Source organism: Rhodoferax sp. ZS1R8 (assembly GCF_056521325.1).
The window spans coordinates 1-18727 of record NZ_JBWMBA010000010.1 but is presented as its reverse complement, the minus strand read 5'-3'; the positions used below and the strand labels follow the sequence as shown (position 1 = coordinate 18727).

Sequence of the window (18727 nt, the reverse complement as noted above, 5' to 3'; positions counted from 1 at the left end):
TCACAGAGGAAAATGTGGTGCAGCCAGCCGTCATAACGGGACTTAGGTGCAAGACGAAAACCTGCAGTAATTCTGTCCACATTCAACCGCTTTGAAAACCCTACAGATGTAGGGGGGCGTGATATGTCGTCGCCTCATCGTCGGCGGTAGCGTCCCCACGGATTTCAATAGTAGGGAACTCTGTCATCGAGTCAGTTGCACCAAAGATTGGCCGCGATACACAAATCTGTACGAATGTTCGCGGAAACAGAATTCGATATTGGTCTGTGCGATGGGGGGCCGAGCTCACCCACCACCCAGGCTATGCGCCGGGAGCGGACAAACCCATTGAGTCCAAGAATCTGCGTAACTGGGCATCTGCCAAGACCGTCCTGACCGATAAGCATTCCCGCCTCACACAGAAATTCAGATGCTTCCTAGAAAGACACTAAACTTCATTCGATGCTCTGCGATCTGCGGTGGCGCGTCTTTCTATTTTTGGAGCGCGCTGCAATAGGATGGGCTTCTGCTTATAAAAAGCTACCAACGCAGCGCGCGTCGTAAGGCTATGACGCCGTAGCATGCGGCTGATGTGATCGCGTACTGTGTACGGACTGATACCCAAGTCGGTCCCAATCTCTTTATTAGTCATTCCTGTAAGGAGTAAATCCATAATTTGTGACTCGCGCACACTGAACTTCATGCTTCTCCCCGATTACCTTTTTTATATTCGACAAAAAATACAGTTGGGTGGAGTCGTCGCTTAAGAGCTTGACGGCCTTGTGAGGTTTAGATCTGGCCCGAATCGTCATCCCCCAATTCTGAGAAAACTGATTGAGTTAACGGCATAAAGCGAAGTTTTTTTGCCCCTCGTCCGGTTAGATCAAACGCCATCTCTGAAAAAAAAGAAATGCATTTGCGGCCTTTCCTCGTGCGCCCACGTTGGGCTACTCCTATTCAACTCCCCACCCCAACTTCACGCCAACTTCGAATTCACTCAGGAAGAAATGGGGATGTTGTTGAAGGGAACCTTATCAGAAAGGCTACCCGGATCTCGTGACAAGATCATGTTTCTAGCATCTGCTCTGGTAACAATTTGTGTTGTCTTTTATCGTGTTTCATCACAACACATAAACCATGAATGTGCAATGGTGAAGTCGCCCACATTGATCCGTTTGGACTATTGATGAGGTGAACACGAAGTTTTAAATTAGGTCGGTTTTTAACTATCCCCAGGCGACCCTGTTTAATTTGTCGAGATGATGCGCTCTCCGTTAAAAGTTGTGAATTTTGTGTGGTTTTTGAACTCGTTGAACTCGTTGAACTTGTTGAACTCGTTGAATTCGGAAAGATCTCTGAGTTGTTTTCAATCTCAACTGCATGACGGTCGTGCTACGACAGAGCATCACTTTATTGCTAACCCGGTGGACGACAGCAACTCCGTAACAACTTATGAATTTCTTGTTTAAACAACTCGAAACCGAACGTTTACTCATTCGCGCTGCCAAACCTGGCGATGGTGCATTGTTCAACCAGGCAATCGACGAGTCGCTACCCAGTCTTTCACCCTGGTTGGGATGGGCATCGTCAGTACCAACTGTCGAGCAGTCTGAGTTGACCTGTACACGTGCATACGCCCGGTTTCTATTGAATGAAGACCTCATGGTTTTCTTTTTCTTGCGCAGTAATGGCGAACTTGTCGGTGGAGGTGGATTGCACAACGCAAACTGGAAGTTGCGACAATTCGCAGTTGCCTACTGGGGTCGGACCCGCTATGGGGGTGCTGGCTTAATTACAGAAGGTGTCCGCGCATTGGTGGACCATGCGCTGTCCAATTTGCAGGCAACTCGCGTCTATCTTGCCGCCGACGAGTCGAATGCTTCCAGTTGGCGTTTGGCCGAGCGCGTGGGGTTTGAACTGGAAGGCGTTTTGCGGAATGAACGACTTAATCGTCAGGGGCAATTGATCAACTCGCGACTCTACTCAAAGGTAGGGCATCAGATGGCCGACTGCGTGTCACCATAGATTGAACTTCTGCAGGCATTGCCCTTTGGTGCGCAGAATACTGCGGCGCTAACCGTTCCACAAAGCCAACCATCTGCAGTTCATCACCCCATTCATCAAGTGGGCGCTAATAGTCATCAATTGTTTTGAGTATCTCCGAACGGACCAACATTGAGAAAGTACGCCCATGTGTGCCAACGGCAACATCCTTAAAACAGAAATGGCAGCAGCAAATGGCTTGCGGCGAAAACCACGTGGTGTCGGCTATTCAATCGGCACATTGGGATACGCGATCGCTCTATTGCTGGTGTTATCCGGTTGTTCGAAGCAACTGTACGGCTCTCTCAATGAGAGTGCGGCAAATCAAGTCGTCAGTGCATTGCGCCTCGAAGGCGTTTCCGCTGACAAGACATCGGCAGGAGAGCGCCTCTGGAACGTCACCGTCGCTGACGCTCAGTTTGCCCAAGCAGTTCAGATTCTGGAGCGACGCAACCTCCCACCGCAACCCTTTGAAGGGTTGGGTCAGGTGTTCAAGAAAGAGTCCCTGGTGTCGACACCTACCGAGGAGCGCGCACGCCTGATCCACGCAATGTCGCAAGAACTGGAGCGCTCACTCATGGAGATGGATGATGTGTTGGTAGCCCGCGTTCACCCCGTGATTTTGCCGCACGACCCACTCAATCCCAAGCGCGCTAACGCCAGCGCCTCAGTTTTGATCAAGTATCGCGCAGGGGTTGATATGAGTGGGCGCGAAGGCATGATTCGGGCTCTGGTCTCGGCTGGCGTGGAAGGCCTTGCTTACGATGACGTTCGGGTGCTGATGGTTAGCGCAGACAAGCGATCCAACCCCGTTGAGCACAGTGCTATGTCGGGAGGCATACCGACACAATTTTGGGGCATCTTGTGCGGTGTTCTGGCGGCATTGCTAATGACCTACGCGGCACTGCACTGGCGGCGCACCATCGGACGTGCGGTCCAAACCATTCGTGAACGTTCGTCTACACCACGCAACCAAGACACCAGGCGATCAAGTGTCAAAGGCCACGGTGAGCGCACATGACCCAGCAGGTTGCCTCGCACACATTGCCACCACTGGCATTGGATCAGATTGGTGGTCTGATGGCGTTCAACTGGTTCACAGCTGGCTATGCACATCGTGATTGGCTGGGTCCGTGGGCTGACCTTCTCGGGCCTCGCCATCTGACCAGTGCGCGCCTGTTACGTCGCGCCTCCAAGATGCTGCTGGAGCGCCATGATTTGCTCCAACGATACATTCGTAGCACCAGCGACACGTTTGGTCTAGTTTGGTTGTTTGCGTCGCAGGAGCAAACCAATCTGATTGCGGAGGAACTGGGCGTCGCCATGCTGGGAGGTTGGGTGCGTCACAGCCTGGAACGGCAAGCGGTTGCGCAGCAATTGCAAGTACTGGGGCCAGAGCGCAGAGCACGTGCACTCGCTTATGCTGCCAATCTGCGGTCCCTGCCTTATCCGCAGGGTGCAGATACCTGGCCCATCGTGTTGACGGAGCCCAGCGGGGTTATCGGACTGGGCGCGTCTTGTATGGCAGCTTTGCTCCAGGATCACAGCAGTGGAGCAAAAGAGCGCTTTACCATGCGCTTTGCACAAGGCTTGGTGGTACCGCTGTCGTTGGAGTTCGCCCAGCAACAAGAGGCCCATGAGTTGATTAAAACGCAGTTGCACGAGCGCGGGGTGAGGGTATGAGTTTTGCCGTTCTGTACCAATCGCTCGATACTAATAGCTCACCAGCGCTAACCTTTGGAGGAACTTATATCCATCGCGAGGCCTTTACAGCCCTGCGCTCGGCAGATGCAATATTGCGCCGGACTGAAGAAATTGCTGACCAGTTGCAACAGAAAAGCGCTCTGGATTTTCAGAAAAAAATGGCCGAGGCACACGCCCAAGGGTTCGCGCAGGGGCGAGCCGATGCCATGGTCGCGATATTAGGCACCTTGGAAGTCGAAAAGCGGATGCGCGTGCTGCTTTCCGCCCGCCTGGCAGAGCTAGTTGAGCACTGTGTGCGCAATGTCCTGGGCGAGCTTACACCCCAAGAACTGCTGCGCCAACGTACCTTGCATTTGTTACGCGTCGCAGCAATCCCTGGTAGCGCGACGTTGTACGTTAGCCCCCAGCAAGTGTTACTGATGCAGGCCGCAATCGCCGAGCTGACCGGTTCCGAGGGAAATGATTTTGCGGGCTTGACCATCGTGAGTGATGAGCGCTGCGAGCCTGATGCGCTGCTGCTAGAGACCAAGGTTGGATTTATTGACGCAAACCTGCGCCTGACGTTACAGGAAGCGCGCCATGTTATTGAGCGCGCTTTGTCTCAGGCCACCCAACGTCTCAAGGTCGAAGCATGGTGAGCTCCACGCCATCCCACGCACCCCATGCCAGTAGGCAAAACTCTCGCCGCCCTTTGCTCTACCAAGTTGCAGCAGGCCTCGGCGAGGCGGCCAATCAAATGCCAGTGGCATTGGCTCGGCGCGGCAAACTGCAGCAAGCCGTGGGAACACTGCTGCGCGCCAGTGGCGTACGCGCTGAAGTGGGGGAGCTATGCCGTTTGCTCGATGCGCGCACCGGGCACTCCATGACCGCAGAGGTAATTGGCTTCGATGGGGAAATGACACTGATGAGTCCGATGGGGACTTTGGAGGGACTCAGTGGCGCCACGCAGGTGATCGCGACCGGGCTGCGCCACACCGTGGCTGTTGGCGACTTTGTTCTGGGGCGAGTCCTGGATGGCATGGGTGAAGTGTTTTTAGACACAGGGGAACGGGTATCTGCGTGCGCACCCGCCACCGCAGAGCAACGTCCGGTCAGCATTGGTGCACCGGCGGCTTTGCTGCGACGCCCCATTGTCGAGACACTTCCGGTTGGAGTGTCAGCCATTGACTCACTGCTGACTTGCGGCGTTGGGCAACGCGTCGGTATCTTTGCACCCGCCGGGTGCGGAAAGAGCACCTTGTTGTCTATGCTGTGCCGCCATGCCGACGCCGAAGTGGTCGTGGCGGCCCTGGTTGGCGAGCGCGGCCGCGAGGTCGGCGACTTCATCAACGAAGCACTGGGTCCGGAGGCGGTGGCGCGTTCGGTGCTTGTGGTGGCAACCTCCGACCGCCCCGCCACCGAGCGGCTCAAAGCGGCTTTTGTTGCCACCGCGCACGCAGAGTATTTCGCTTCCAAGGGCATGCGTGTCCTATTGCTGGTGGACTCGGTCACGCGGCTGGCGCGAGCAGCCCGTGAGATCGGCTTGGCAGCGGGTGAGCCGCCAGCACGCCGAGGATTTCCGCCATCCGTATTTACGCTGTTGCCTCAACTGTTTGAGCGGGCGGGGAACCTCGACAACGGTTCTATTACCGCCTTTTACACCGTTTTGGAAGAGACTGATGACGGGGCCGATCCGGTCTCGGAAGAGGTACGGTCGCTCCTTGACGGACACCTGGTGCTTTCCCGTAAGCTTGCCGGCAAGGGACATTTTCCAGCTATCGATGTGCTGCAAAGTGCCAGTCGGTTGTTCGACAAAGTCGTGTCAACCGAGCAAGCACAAGCAGCCCGCCGTTTACGCGAGATGTTAGCCAAGTATGACGAGGTTGAGATTCTGCTGCGCATTGGCGAATTTCATCGCGGAGTGGACCCTTTGGCAGACATGGCCGTAGATCGCAGAGACCGCATCGATCAGTTCTTGCGGCAGTCGCATCTGGTGCACATTAGCTTGCAGCAATCGCAGGCGGCGTTGCTCAGTCTGACCCAGGCAAACGACAACGTGCAAAGCGAAAGTAATGAGGCACGCTCATGAAGACCGTATTGAACTTGCTTGCCTCGTGTCGCGCCGCCGAACGGGAGTCGGTCATGACCAAACTGGCATCCGTTCGACGTGAACTTGATCAGGCCCAAGCCCTGCAGTCGCAGGCACAGGCGTCGGTGGCGCAAGCGCTTGCCTGGCGGGCGGAGCTAACAGCGCGCTGCGCTCTGGGTGAACAAAACGCGCTGCGTGAATCGGCATTGCCGGCATGCATCGCTCTGCTGGAGCGGGAGCAGCGGACCCTCGCGCAACAAGATGCAATCGTACGCAACGCCTGCGAGCGGGTGCTCGAACAGCGCCAAGAAATGCTCCGATGTGAGCGTGCCGTTACGCGTATCGATGAATGGATTCTTCTCAGACAGACCCAGGAACGATTCGATCAATCGATACAGGAAGACCGCCAAGCCGATGACTTGGTGCACCGGCGCCCGGTCACAGCAAGGTCTAATCCATGACGCTCGCACTTTCAGACGGGCCAGATACATTGCTGGCCACCGTCGCTCAGCTGCGCACCGCATTGCCCCAGCTACGCAGTAGCGACATCGCATTGCGTAACCGTGCGTACGCCTCGGCGCCCTGTTTACTGAGTAATGGACGGATCATGATTTGGCAAGGCAGTCCCAGCTTCGCCACTGTGGGCGAACTTTGCTGTAAGTTGGCCGGCGAGCCCATTGCTCTGGCTGTTGATAGCCTCTCCGCTTTGGAGCCTCGCCTCGCTGGCGTTGAGTCCTTCGTCCCTAACGAGGCCTGTGCAGCTCTGGTCGAGCATGCGTTGGCGCCGCTTCTTGCGTTGATTGAACGTTTGGCCGGTATGGCCGTCGAATGCCATGAATTCCGCCGCACCGACGTCAACCACCCGATCGACGACCGTGAGCTAAACGTGCGCGTCGGTTTCGTCATGGGTGCAAGCAAGCAGCAACCGGCGGTGCGTGGCTGGATGCATGCTTCTCCACAAAGTTGGCGCACACTCGATTTCTCAAAGACTCCGGCACTACCGTCGCGACGCTATCTTGGGTTACCCGCAACGCTTTTCGTGCGACTTGGAAATTGCCGACTGACAGTCGCGCAATTGCGATGCTTGGGAGTCGGCGATGCATTGCGTGTTAGCCCGCGCCTCGTACGTGGCCGCGACGACTTGGCTGTGCAAATAATCGATGCCGGTGGCCGCTTTAGCAGTCGTGCCCGACTGACCGGGGACCACATTATTCTGGAAACTACTGTGAACACTCATATCGAGACAAACCAACCCTCCAACACCGCGGCCGCACCATCGGACAGTGATGACCCTCTGGCCGATCTGGAGTGCGAGTTGAGCTTCGAACTAGGCTCGATGCGCATGACCGTGGCGGAAATTGGCAAGCTCCGCAGCGGGCAAGCTATGCGCCTAGGCACCCGTCTCCAAGAACAGCCCGTTCGCATAATGGTGAGTGGCCGCATGATCGCGCGCGGCGAGTTGGCAGCAGTCGGTGATGAGTTGGTCGTGGTGGTAACCGACACCACTCGACTTGCCCATGTTTAATTTTCCGGATCCGGCCACCTACATTCCCCTGATCTTCGCGCTAGGGGTTTTGCCCGTGGCGTTGGTCATGGTGTCTTCGTATACCAAGATCGTCGTGGTGCTATCGCTGCTAAAGAACGCCCTCGGCTTACAACAGGTGCCGCCGGCGATTGTCACCAATGGCCTGGCTTTATTGTTGACCTGGTACGTGATGTATCCGGTTGGTCTGGAAGTGATGGCGGCCATCGAGACGGGACAGCATCAGCCAAAGTCGACGCAGACGTTGACCATGTTGGAGATTGCTGAGCGCGGGAAAGAGCCGTTGCGCGGCTTTCTAAACAAGCACGCCTCTGAGCATGAACGTGTGTTTTTCATGGATGCTGCGCGGCGGCTCATGGGCGAGCAAGTGGCAAAAACTCTCGTTCCTAAAGACTTTGTCGTCCTAGTACCGGCCTTTGCCGTCTCCCAATTGACGGAGGCCTTTCTGATCGGAGTGTTGATCGCGTTGCCTTTCATCATTGTGGATCTTGTGGTCGCAAACGTCCTGATGGCTTTGGGCATGCAAATGATGTCACCGGCCATGGTGTCTTTGCCGATCAAGCTCTTGCTTTTCGTCATGCTTGACGGGTGGTCACGCCTCTCGCACGCCCTCGTACTGAGTTATCAATAGCCGCACCGATCAATTCAGTATGGGAAGTCATTGATGAACCCCGAAACAATCGGCAAATTGGCAGTCGAGGCATTGGTGCTGACGTTACAGCTATCAGCACCCCTGGTGGGTGCAGCGGCGATCATCGGTTTACTCTTTGGCTTCTTGCAAGCGGTCACTCAATTGCAAGACCAAACTACCACTTTTGCCATCAAGCTAGTTGTGGTGATCGCCGTCTTATTGGTCTTACTGCCTTGGATGGGCGTGCAACTCACCACCTACGGTGAACGGGTTTTTGAAATGATTGTGCAGGCCAAGACCTGAGCCCTCGGGCGCATACAAATACAGCGGCAGTATCCACAATGGGCCCCAGTCTCCAATATCTCTATGCTATGGATCCGGCAAAATTGCTGGCCGTGTTGGGCATCTCCAGCGTGCGCACGCTGGTTGCTTTCTCTATATTGCCGATGTTTGCCTCACGGTTGGTACCCTTCATGGCGCGCGCTGCCATTGCCATGGCGGTCGTTTTTCCGGTTGCACTGGGCCATCTCGATGCCCCTCTACCAGTGGACATCAATGCCCTGTCGCTGTTGGTTTTTCTTGGCCGCGAGGCTTCCATCGGCCTCGTCATCGGTTTGGGGTTTGGGGCCTTCTTCGCCGGCTTGCAAACCGCTGGCGAGATCATCGACCATCAAACTGGGCTGACCTTTACCCAAAACATTGACCCCGTACACGGCAATAGCGTATCGTTGACCGCCCAGTTGCTTGAGCGCGTGCTATTTGCCGCCTTGATGGCTGCCGGCGTCATGCTGGCAATTGTGGACACCTTGTACCTCAGCTACGAAGTTTGGCCCCAGGGGCAATGGACGCCTGCATTTGAACGCCTGGTACCTCTCAACCTGATCACCCATGCCAGCAAACTCTTTGCTCTGTCGTTATTGCTGGCCGGACCAGTCTTGTTAGTGCTGTTTGTCGTCGACGCCAGCGTTGGCTTGCTGAACCGGGCGGTGCCGCAGCTTAGTGTCTTCAACATTACCCTATCCCTCAAGTCTTTGGTCGGGCTTGCTGTATTGGTCATGGCTCTTCCCATGATCGTCGAGCGGGTGGTTCTGGCTATGGGCGAGATCGCTCGCACGCTACAACTCTTCATCATGGAAGGGCATTGATATGGCAGGCGGCACCAGCGAATCCAAGACAGAAGACGCCACACCCAAGCGCCTGCGCGATGCCCGCAAGCGTGGGCAGGTCGCTAAAAGCGTCGAGCTTTCGGGCGCCTTATCTTTGCTCGCCACGCTATTGTGCGTGGTGAGCATGGCACCATGGGCTGCCAAACGCATCGCCGACTTCGGCCTTGCCGTTGATCGGTCCTTCGAGTCGCTCTCCGTTTCAACCGTGCAATCCATGGTGATGGAGGCCATGTTTCTGACCGCCAAGCTGTCGTTGATACCGTTGACCGTGGCGGTGCTGATCTATGGTGGCTCCCTATGGCTGCAAACCGGTCCTATTTTCAGTCTCGATCTCGTCAAACCCATGCTGGAGCGGCTCAACCCCGTCGAAGGCGCGCGCCGATTGTTCTCGATCAAATCCCTGGTTCAGTTGGTGCTCATGCTGTGCAAGGCCAGCATCATTGGCGCTGCGGCGTTCTTGGTGTGCCTCCACATGCTTGGCGATGCAATCCGCGTTATCTACTCCGACGCCGGCGCCGCCCTAGCGGTTGCCAATGCGGCCTTGGTGGACTTGCTACTTTGGTGCGGCGGGCTGTTTGTACTGCTGGGTTTGTTGGACCTTGGCTACCAGCGGTGGCAGTACCTGCGTGATCAGCGCATGTCCTTGAGCGAGGTTCGCCGTGAGCACAAGGACGAGCAAGGCGACGGCAAACTTAAGTCCCAGCGTAAGAATTTCGCGCAGGCGCCAATTCCACGTGAGCAACTAGCGCACATCCGCATGGCGTCTTTGCTAGTGGAAGATGATCAAGCCCGCGTTGTAGCCCTGGTCTACCGGCCAAAACAGTATCCACTGCCGCTTTTTCTGGTGCGTGGCTCAGGCGATTTTGGCGCCGAAATTCTGGCAGGCGCGCGCCAACACAAGATTCTGACTGTGACCGATTTGCCGCTGGTGGCGGCGCTGTTTCCTGCGGCACAAACAGGTCTTCCAATACCCGCAGCCCAACTCGATGCGGTGCTGGCGCATATTCAACGCGGCGCTGCCTAAGACCGGCCACCAAACAATCAAACCATGTCCATCACCAGCATTTATCCTCCCGCCACGGGCCTCGGCCGCCACACCGATCTAGCGTTGGCTGCGCTAGTTGTCGCAGTCATCGTGATGATGGCCTTGCCATTGCCGCCATGGACGCTGGACATTTTGGTTGCGACCAACATATCGATTGGCGTGATGTTGCTACTGATCGCGCTATTTGTGCCTTCGCCTTTGGCGTTCTCCACCTTTCCGTCGGTATTGTTAATCACCACGCTGTTTCGTATTTCGTTGAACGTGGCTACAACGCGGCAGATTCTTCTCCATGCCCACGGCGGCGACATCATTGACGCGTTTGGGCGCATGGTGGTGGGCGGGAGTCTGGTTGTAGGGCTAGTGATTTTCCTCATCATCACCGTCGTGCAGTTCATTGTTGTAGCGAAAGGGGCCGAGCGTGTGGCTGAAGTTGGCGCACGATTTACCCTTGACGCGTTGCCCGGCAAGCAGATGAGTATTGATGCCGACATGCGTGCTGGCATCATCACACAGACGGAAGCCTTTGCCAGGCGCCGCGAGTTGGTGCTTGAGAGTCAGTTTTATGGTGCCATGGATGGTGCTATGAAGTTCGTTAAAGGCGATGCCATTGCCGGTATCGTGATCGTGGCTGTCAACCTCTTGGGGGGCATCGCCATCGGTGCGCTGTCGATGGGCATGGGGTTGACTGAGGCCGTGCAACGCTATTCAGTTTTGTCCATCGGTGACGGCTTGGTAGCTCAGATACCGGCGCTATTCGTATCGATCGCCGCTGGCATCACTATTACTCGCACATCACCGGACAACTCCGCCAACCTAGGCGACCAGATAGGGCGTCAATTGGGCGCACAGCCACGCGCCATGTTGCTGGCTGCGGGGGTTATGGTTTTGTTTGCACTTGTGCCGGGCTTTCCAACGCTAACCTTCTTGGTGTTGGCCACGATGATGGCGATCTTAAGTATGACGCTGACCCGGCGTCAGCAAGGACTGCGCGCTGCGCGTGTTGAATTAGAGGTCCCAGCAGCCGCTCGCGAGGGCGAGTCCGCGCCAGTGTTGCTGCAGCCAGGAAGATCTTCTGAGCGTCCACCGTCATCATTTCGGCTTGATATCAGCGAGACTTTGATTCAATACATCGGCGCCCCAGCACTCAATGCCGCGCTGGAGAAGGAACGTGCGAAGCTGCGTGATCTCTTCGGTATTCCATTCCCTGGGCTGGTTTTGCGCTCCGCAATTGACCTACCGGCCCGCGCCTTCTCTATCCTGGTTCAAGATCTAACCGAGCTGACGATAGTCATTCCCGAGTCCGCATTGTTGGTTCGGGGCGCGATGGATGCCAAACATTTGCAACAATTCAAAGAAAAGTACCAAGTGCTAGCTGAACCAGCACCAGAATGGTTGATGCCCGCTTGCTGGGTGTCTGCAGTTCACCGCAACGCGTTGGTTGCTGAATCGTTGGATATATTGGAACCCGCTAGCGTGATCGCTCAATTGGTCATGCGTGCCATTCAACGCAATCCCGCCGCTGCCCTGGGGGTGCAGGAGGTGCGTCAACTGGTTCGCGAAATAGAATGGCGTTTTGGAGACCTGGCCCGCGAAGCCCAAGCCATCCTGCCGCTGGGGAGATTGGCCGATCTGATGGCAGCACTGGCACGTGAACGTGTGCCCTTGGCGGACTTCCCAGGACTGCTGCAGGCGGTAGTCACACATGGCCCTGGCGCACCGGACACGCATACCTTGTATGAAGCCATGCGCTTGTCCTTGGCGCGTGGCATCGTGGCGAGATTGCTGCCTTCGCGCACAATGCAGACTGGAGCCCAGCGCCTGAACGTTGTCACAATCGACGCAGCATTCGAAACGCATCTCCGAAGCGTGCTGATGGTGCGCCCAGATGGCCCGTCGCTTGCGCTGTCGCCTCCCGCATTTGAAAGTGCCTTGGGAGCGTTGCTCAAGGCCTTTGAAACCTCCGCCGACACTGCCGCCCATGTGCTCGTCGTGCCGGGCGACCTCCGTCGCGCCATCAGCCGACTGTTTCGCGCCGCGTTGCCGCGCGTGGCCTTTCTATCGCACGAAGAGCTGGCCGCTGCAACGGTCTCCGCAAGTGCTGTGGCACAGGCCAAATGGGTCGGCGTCGCTTCATAAGTTGCTTTCCATACCAGGCTCGACGTCATCCCATAAGTTGTATCTCACCAATGTACTCTTTGATCTCCAACTCGGTTTCATCCAAACACAGTGGCCTAGGCCGGTTTTTGCGACAGCTTAGCAAGCAGAGTAGCGCTGCCATTGTCATGCTATGCCTGCTCGTCCCGACATTGTCACAAGCAAGCGATATTCCCTGGCGTAAGGAGCGCTTTGATCTCAAGGTCGAATCCGAGCCTCTCAACGTTTTTCTGAACCGAATGCTGACCCTGCATGGCATCGCAGCCACCATGAGCCCCCCCATCTCCACCGCCAAGATCAGTGGGCGTTTCCGCGGTCCAGCAGAAACTGTCTTCAGAGAACTGGCAGACACATATGGTCTCATTTGGTACTACGACGGATCTGTTCTGCATATCTATAGCCTGGCAGAAATGGAATCGCGTCTGCTACAAGTCGGCCCCGCTGACGTTTCGCGCATTGAACGTGCTCTCAATGAAATGCATCTGCAGGACAACCGGTACCCGCTTAAGATTTCGCCTACTGAGGGACAAGTTTTAGTATCAGGCCCTCCGCACTACGTGCAGTTGGTCAGTGACGTGGTCAATCAGGTGGCTAGCTCGCCGAGTCAGAGTCGGCAAAGCGTCGATACGCGCGTCTTTCGGCTCCGCCACGCACGTGCCGCAGACACCGTAGTGAGCATCGCGGGCTCCGAGACCACGATCCCAGGCGTAGCCCGCATTCTTAGCGAGACACTTGGCTTGCCACGCGGGGAGACAAGCAACGTGCTCAATCGTCAGCTGCCGACCACAATCGTCGGCCTACGCGGCAAGGGTCAACGTGCAATCGGACGTACCGATGACACAACCAATGCGGATACCGCAGCAAGTTCCGGTGCTACCAACACCTCCTATCCCACAGTCGACAGCCTCCGACCGGGAGGACGGTCAAACGACACCATCGTCCGCGATAGCGTCATGACTGTTACGGCCGGTTCGCGTCAACCGACGGAAGCAGCAGTGCGAGCCGACCCGCGCCTCAATGCTGTTGTCGTCCGTGACAGCACAGAGCGCATGGCAATGTATGCAAGGCTGATTGCTGATCTTGATATCGAGACTCCTTTGCTCGAAATAGAAGCCACCGTAATAGACGTGGCCGAAGACAAATCTGAGCAATTAGGCATCGACTGGCGCCTACATGGCTCCAGAGCAGACATCACTAACTCACCTAACAAACTTGCTGGATCCGGCCAAGGTACGCCCAATTCCGCAAACAACCTGCTGTTCACCAGTCAGCCGCTATCCTCTGGGTCGGGACTAATAGGAACCTTGCTCTTCGGTGATGAACGTAACTATTTCTTGGCCCGATTGAACGCAATGACTGAGCGAGGAGAAGCTAACCTCATATCCAAGCCGCGTGTCCTGACTCTGGATAACACCGAGGCAGTACTGCAAAGCACGAGGGAGTTTTTTGTTCGCATCGCTGGGCGCGACCAAGTTGATCTGTTCAACGTCACTCTCGGTTTGGTGCTGCGTGTCACGCCGACACTCATTGAGGATGAACAAGGAGCTCGCATCAAACTCAACATTCGTATTGAGGATGGAAACACCAATAGTGGTGCACAGGTTGACCAAATTCCAGTCGTCAACCGCAACGCCATTGCAACCCAGGCGGTTGTTGGAGACGGTCATAGTCTGCTAATCGGCGGTTATGTAATTGAAGAGAAGAATCGCAACGACAGCGGCGTTCCGGGCTTGTCTGATGTACCAGGCCTGCGCTGGTTGTTCGGTCAGAAGTCCACCGCCACCAAGCGCGTGGAGCGTATTTTCTTGATTACGCCAAGACTAGTCAAAACTGAAACCACAGTGCGCGAAACCAAACCGAGCGCGCCACCGTCTCGCATCTCTACCCCAAGCGGTGGCCAATGAACTACGCTGCGGGTAAGCCCCCCAACAACTCCCCGCGCCAAAGCGCTTCGGTAGCGGCGTCCGCCACTCCAAAAGCTTTGCACGACAGCGGCACGAATGCGAGAGTTGGCACGACGGCGGGCGCCTCTGCCACGCCCGTGTTACAGGTGTTAACTGGTGCCAACCAGGGTGCGCAGGTTCGAATGCGTGCCGAACGTATGTTGGTTGGCAATCTGGAGTCTGAGTGCGACGTAGTCCTTGATGTCGGTACGCCTCAGCGGCATGCCTGTTTGATTCGTGCCAGCTCAGACGGATGGAGCGTGCTGGCCATTGCGGGAGAAGTCTGGGTCGAACAAGACGCCGTTGAGCTCCAGCATAGCGCCTCGATTCATCCGAATCAGGTTCTAATGCTGGGCACAACGGCGTTCTGTCTGGGCGACCCAACTGCCATGGACTGGACTAAGCTGCGCATACCGAACAACCTGCATGGAACCACACTGAGCGATAGAGCCACGCCGCTCGACACCCCACCTGACCCACTCAATGCATCGGAACCCAGCTGGCACTTGGCCAAACAGGCCACCGCCGCCCTGGCCAGTTTGGTCATGCTAGCCTTGTTGATCTGTGGGGGATTTTATCTGTCGCCTGTGTTGTCCAAGCCCTCAGCCAAGGCCGACACTAGCCAGCGCGTCAGTGCGCTACGTACGGCACTAAGCAACCAAGTCTGGTCTCGGGAGTTGAGCGTACGGGTTGATCCAGAGCAGAGTGATCGTGTATTGATAGGTGGCTACCTGGCCGAGCGCAGCCAAGCCAAAGAACTGGAGACCTTGCTGAGCCAGCAACGGTTAAGCGCCGAACACAGTTGGGTGTCTGTTGCCGAAGTGAGTCGGGACCTGTCACGTCGATTGGAGCTTAAATCCGGGACCGAACTGGTACACACTCACGCTGGCCGTTTCCACATGCTAGCCGAGTACAACGCCTTTGCGCAATATGACCGCTTGGTCCGCCGCGCAATGCAAGACATGCCCGCGATCGTGGCCTTCGACATACAACTCAGTGACATCCATGCTGGTAATGGTGGTGCGCCAAGGGTGCACTACGAACGCGTCGGCGCAGAAGTCGTTGTGACCGGACTTGATGCCATCAGACCAGAACCGCAATACCATGTTCGAGAGGTTCGTCTGGGCGCGTTGCCGTCTGTGATCATGAGCGACGGCGCACGTTACTTCGAGGGCGCTACGTTGCCAGACAATGCGGTTCTGCAGGAAATACGCGGCGATCATGTTGTCTTGCAAACAGCGACGCAAAAGCGTCGCGTTGAGTTGGACACAAACACCCCTGTACTGGCAAAAATGCCGTCCCGTGGAGCCAAAGGGAGCGCCGTTCAGAAACAATGAGATGCGTCCTATCGTAGATTCCAGGCGTTTCATCAGCCGCCCTGACGCCTTTGCGGTTCATCTGGTGTGAAGCCTTGTCCGTAAACCTTAGAGCTGGACTGTCAGACTTGCGGAATTTGCGACACGAGTGTTTGGCCCCTCTTGGAGCGGGCACAGCGCAATTCGGGCTTGCCTTGGCATGCAGCATGGGGAAGATACCCGGACGGGGCAATCTGCAGAATTGCGCAGCTTGGCTCGACCCTGCAGGTGTCCCGATTGCTATCAAGGCCTTCGCTGGTGACGCCATCGCGCTGCCCGCTGCCCACCCCTGTTTGCGAACTCACCCCACGTTCGTGCATGAAGTACAAAAAGATTGACCTACCCCCTACATCTGTAGGGTGTTCAAAGAAAAAAAATGCAGCCAGAATAGTGGGACGGTTCGTTTTTCGTTCGCTGCTAAAAATCTACTGTCCGTCCTCCCGACAGTTCGCTTGCAAACAACGATCGAAAGCGCATTTTTTTCAACGCTGCTACAACAAGTTTGAAACATGAATCAAATTAGTAATACGACTGGCGAAAGTAATGCCGTCGATATCGATGCCTTCGCTTATGAGCTGGTCTTAAGTAAAACTTTTGAGAACCTCCTTAAAAGGCCGGAATTCGACGACGACTCTGAGGTTACGTCCTCAGGCCCTGCAATCACGGAGATAAACCGCACCATTGCATCGGGCATCGCACAGAGCATTAGCGGCTTCGGTCTCTAAAACTTCCATTCTTAATTTTCCCTCGGTGAATCACCGCGCGGGGTGATTCATTGGGTTTTTTAGAACCGCGCACTTAGGAGGAATAAACAATGGCAAGTATCGGCGCGATCAACAAATCCCTTGGCGATGCACGTGACAAGGTCTACCAAGACATGTCCAAACTGCTGACCGACACCACGATGGAAGCCGGCGCCAAGTCTGCCGCTTTGTTGGATGCACAAGCCACACTGGGCATCACAGATGGCGTGCAAAACGTTATCTCCAAAGGCTACAACCGCTGGGCCCAGACCGGTCAATAAAACCCCAAGCGCCAGCCGAACCGCACTCAACCGAGCGAATCGGCTGGCCCAGTTTTCGCATAGTCAGACCAACAAAAAGCATAACAGGTGTAGGGATGAGCCAAGACGCAATTGCCGCCGTAGGGCGTGCCCATTCAGATCCGGCTGAGCGCTTCCGCGTTCAGGCTGAACCTATTGACATGCGCGCGCTCGATGCAGCGCACCACACGCCAGCGGTGGCCAATGGCGGCGCCAACATCGCACCCCCTTCCACTCAGATCGAGCCTAGTGCCCCTGCGGCCATGAACCTGCAATCGCTGGCCGGGCAGTTTTCCGATGGCTTACAACACGGCTTTTATGCGGGCGACATTGACCGCCTGATGAACAAACTTGTGCAATCGCGTGATCCCAGCTCAGGCATCGGCTTCGGCGACGTTACGGTTGAATTACTCAACGTGCAGGCTAAGGTCGGCATCGCTGACGCGTTCGCCAAAGTCAGCACCAAGCTTGCCGAGGGCCTGCAGACCATGGTTGTCAAGCAGGGTTAACTGATCATGCGTGACCACGCTACGCTCCGCTACAGTTTTGCGCAGCCCGACTTTGGCGATAGTTTTATTCCCCTGGAATGGGGTCATAGCCTCAGCACACAAAACCAAGTTGGCGAAGTTCCAGGCGATTTCAGGGACTCAGACTTCAGCCGCAAGTTTGCCGCCCCTGACTATGTTTACACATCCATAGCACCCCAGAATTCCAACCGGGAGCCCACGGGTCACATCAAGAGCGCGCTGGGCTACGCACTACAAAACCATGCCCGCTTTGATAAGGGTGTCACGGCCAGGAACGGTCTACCGACGGGTAACACCAGCAACATACTTGGTCCTGAGCGGTATGTGTCAACTGGCGTGGCCGAAGCAACCCTTGCCATTGTTCCCATATTCCCGGCATCCATCGCTGTGGCGCAAGCCCAGGGAATCTATAAGGGCGCGATTGTCTTTGATTTCAGTTTCGACTATGTCGGCAGCGCCAGGCATGGTGACGGCACCTCGCACGGCGTCTACGACAGCCGCAATACCGCACCCGAAGCATCCGCTCCCTCACCATTTGAGACCCTGTCGTTGGCCCAAATGTTTACTCAAATACTGCTCAACGCCGACACACACACTGCAGCTGCAACTAGCAAGGCCATCGACTGGGCCACTTTTGCATAAGCGCATTCCCTTTGTCAGCGGCCAGACAGTTCACTCCAGTCCCAATCAAAAAGCCAGATAGAAAGGTGATCTCACGATGTACGACTACTCACGCTACGATACCCCAGACTACCAACCGGGCATATCGGACGCTGACATTGCGAACTTCTATCTTTCGCACGTCGGTGACGACGCGGCCATCACAGCCGCCATGGCCCAATACGGAGTCAGCGCAGAGCGGGTGACGGCGCTGACCGGCTGGCACTCTGCGCAGGCAGAATCCGCTCCGGTGTGGGCTCCCCCAGAGCCGCCTGCGCCCCCACCGCCACCTGAAGCTGCAGTTGCAATTGCCCCAGCCGTGTCCGACGCAGACATTGCAAGCTTCTACCAAGGACACGTCGGCGACGACGCGGCCATCACTGCCGCAATGGCCCAATACGGCGTCAGCGCAGAACGCTTAACAGCGCTCACCGGTTGGCACGCAAGAGAGGCAACACCCACAACACCTACAACCCCGCCCCCCGCAACACAACAAACCGCATCGGCGCCAACACCAGAACAGCAACGCCAACAGGCGATGGCTGACTACTGGAACCAATACAAAAGCGACCCCGCCAAAATCTACGAAGGCATGCAGGCCAACAACATAGGAGTCAACCAGGTCGCCCAGTTTTTAGGCGTAACGCCAGAGGAAATGGCCAACTACCTGAACTCCGGCCGGTATGCCGGAAGTGTGCGCACTGGGGCGGGGGATGACCTGGACATTCATGATGTCTACAAGTACGAAGAAGTACACCGAGAACCCCAGACCCGAGCAGAATTCGATGCTTCAATAGAAAACTGGATGCTGGATGCTAATGGCCGTTTCAAGGGACCCAATGACGGGGTTAACTATCGGTGGGAAGG

General features: G+C 56.2%; 20 protein-coding genes. 19 read left to right on the top strand and 1 reads right to left on the bottom strand.

Annotated elements, in window-relative coordinates; genetic code table 11:
* Window positions 1–427: 427 nt before the first annotated feature.
* Entirely contained in the window at window positions 428–682 is a 255-nt protein-coding gene (locus AC097P_RS22905; RefSeq protein WP_479612752.1) for a LuxR C-terminal-related transcriptional regulator, read from the bottom strand.
* Window positions 683–1431: 749 nt separating this feature from the next.
* Between AC097P_RS22905 and AC097P_RS22900 the strand changes: the two genes are divergently transcribed.
* From AC097P_RS22900 to AC097P_RS22810, 19 genes are all read left to right on the top strand, one after another.
* On the top strand, window positions 1432–2004 hold the full coding sequence (locus AC097P_RS22900; protein ID WP_479612751.1) for a GNAT family N-acetyltransferase: 573 nt from the start codon (window positions 1432–1434) through the stop codon (window positions 2002–2004).
* 166 nt (window positions 2005–2170) lie between these two features.
* Complete coding sequence (sctJ, locus tag AC097P_RS22895) at window positions 2171–3043, top strand: type III secretion system inner membrane ring lipoprotein SctJ (protein WP_479612750.1); 873 nt, start codon at window positions 2171–2173, stop codon at window positions 3041–3043.
* Window positions 3040–3705 (top strand): hypothetical protein, encoded by a 666-nt coding sequence (locus AC097P_RS22890; RefSeq protein ID WP_479612749.1) that lies wholly within the window; start codon window positions 3040–3042, stop codon window positions 3703–3705. Before sctJ ends, AC097P_RS22890 begins: the two co-directional genes overlap by 4 nt.
* The gene (sctL, locus tag AC097P_RS22885) at window positions 3702–4364 is read left to right on the top strand and encodes a type III secretion system stator protein SctL (protein ID WP_479612748.1); all 663 of its coding nucleotides are present in this window, start codon (window positions 3702–3704) and stop codon (window positions 4362–4364) included. Before AC097P_RS22890 ends, sctL begins: the two co-directional genes overlap by 4 nt.
* Window positions 4358–5794, top strand: coding sequence for a FliI/YscN family ATPase (locus AC097P_RS22880; RefSeq protein WP_479612747.1), 1437 nt, complete (start codon window positions 4358–4360; stop codon window positions 5792–5794). The genes sctL and AC097P_RS22880 overlap by 7 nt, the downstream gene beginning before the upstream one ends.
* Window positions 5791–6255: a hypothetical protein gene (locus AC097P_RS22875; protein ID WP_479612746.1), complete on the top strand. Its 465-nt coding sequence runs from the start codon at window positions 5791–5793 to the stop codon at window positions 6253–6255. Before AC097P_RS22880 ends, AC097P_RS22875 begins: the two co-directional genes overlap by 4 nt.
* Window positions 6252–7319: a type III secretion system cytoplasmic ring protein SctQ gene (gene sctQ / locus AC097P_RS22870; RefSeq protein ID WP_479612745.1), complete on the top strand. Its 1068-nt coding sequence runs from the start codon at window positions 6252–6254 to the stop codon at window positions 7317–7319. Before AC097P_RS22875 ends, sctQ begins: the two co-directional genes overlap by 4 nt.
* Window positions 7312–7968, top strand: a complete 657-nt coding sequence (sctR, locus tag AC097P_RS22865) for a type III secretion system export apparatus subunit SctR (protein ID WP_479612744.1) — start codon at window positions 7312–7314, stop codon at window positions 7966–7968. The genes sctQ and sctR overlap by 8 nt, the downstream gene beginning before the upstream one ends.
* A 33-nt stretch (window positions 7969–8001) precedes the next feature.
* A complete protein-coding gene (gene sctS / locus AC097P_RS22860; protein ID WP_479612743.1) occupies window positions 8002–8271 on the top strand; it encodes a type III secretion system export apparatus subunit SctS in 270 nt (89 codons plus the stop codon).
* A 68-nt stretch (window positions 8272–8339) separates the two neighbouring features.
* Entirely contained in the window at window positions 8340–9113 is a 774-nt protein-coding gene (sctT, locus tag AC097P_RS22855; protein ID WP_479612742.1) for a type III secretion system export apparatus subunit SctT, read from the top strand.
* Window position 9114: 1 nt separating this feature from the next.
* The gene (locus AC097P_RS22850; protein WP_479612741.1) at window positions 9115–10158 is read left to right on the top strand and encodes an EscU/YscU/HrcU family type III secretion system export apparatus switch protein; all 1044 of its coding nucleotides are present in this window, start codon (window positions 9115–9117) and stop codon (window positions 10156–10158) included.
* A 24-nt stretch (window positions 10159–10182) separates the two neighbouring features.
* The gene (locus tag AC097P_RS22845) at window positions 10183–12315 is read left to right on the top strand and encodes an FHIPEP family type III secretion protein (protein ID WP_479612740.1); all 2133 of its coding nucleotides are present in this window, start codon (window positions 10183–10185) and stop codon (window positions 12313–12315) included.
* Window positions 12316–12365: 50 nt separating this feature from the next.
* Entirely contained in the window at window positions 12366–14237 is a 1872-nt protein-coding gene (gene sctC, locus AC097P_RS22840; RefSeq protein ID WP_479612739.1) for a type III secretion system outer membrane ring subunit SctC, read from the top strand.
* A complete protein-coding gene (locus tag AC097P_RS22835; RefSeq protein WP_479612738.1) occupies window positions 14234–15613 on the top strand; it encodes an FHA domain-containing protein in 1380 nt (459 codons plus the stop codon). Before sctC ends, AC097P_RS22835 begins: the two co-directional genes overlap by 4 nt.
* Window positions 15614–16140: 527 nt before the next feature.
* On the top strand, window positions 16141–16356 hold the full coding sequence (locus tag AC097P_RS22830) for a hypothetical protein (protein WP_479612737.1): 216 nt from the start codon (window positions 16141–16143) through the stop codon (window positions 16354–16356).
* An 89-nt stretch (window positions 16357–16445) separates the two neighbouring features.
* The gene (locus tag AC097P_RS22825) at window positions 16446–16655 is read left to right on the top strand and encodes a hypothetical protein (RefSeq protein ID WP_479612736.1); all 210 of its coding nucleotides are present in this window, start codon (window positions 16446–16448) and stop codon (window positions 16653–16655) included.
* 95 nt (window positions 16656–16750) lie between these two features.
* Window positions 16751–17182, top strand: coding sequence for a hypothetical protein (locus AC097P_RS22820; RefSeq protein ID WP_479612735.1), 432 nt, complete (start codon window positions 16751–16753; stop codon window positions 17180–17182).
* A gap of 6 nt (window positions 17183–17188) precedes the next feature.
* The gene (locus AC097P_RS22815) at window positions 17189–17842 is read left to right on the top strand and encodes a hypothetical protein (protein WP_479612734.1); all 654 of its coding nucleotides are present in this window, start codon (window positions 17189–17191) and stop codon (window positions 17840–17842) included.
* Window positions 17843–17918: 76 nt separating this feature from the next.
* On the top strand, window positions 17919–18727 hold an 809-nt coding region (locus tag AC097P_RS22810), incomplete at its 3' end, for a hypothetical protein (RefSeq protein WP_479612733.1).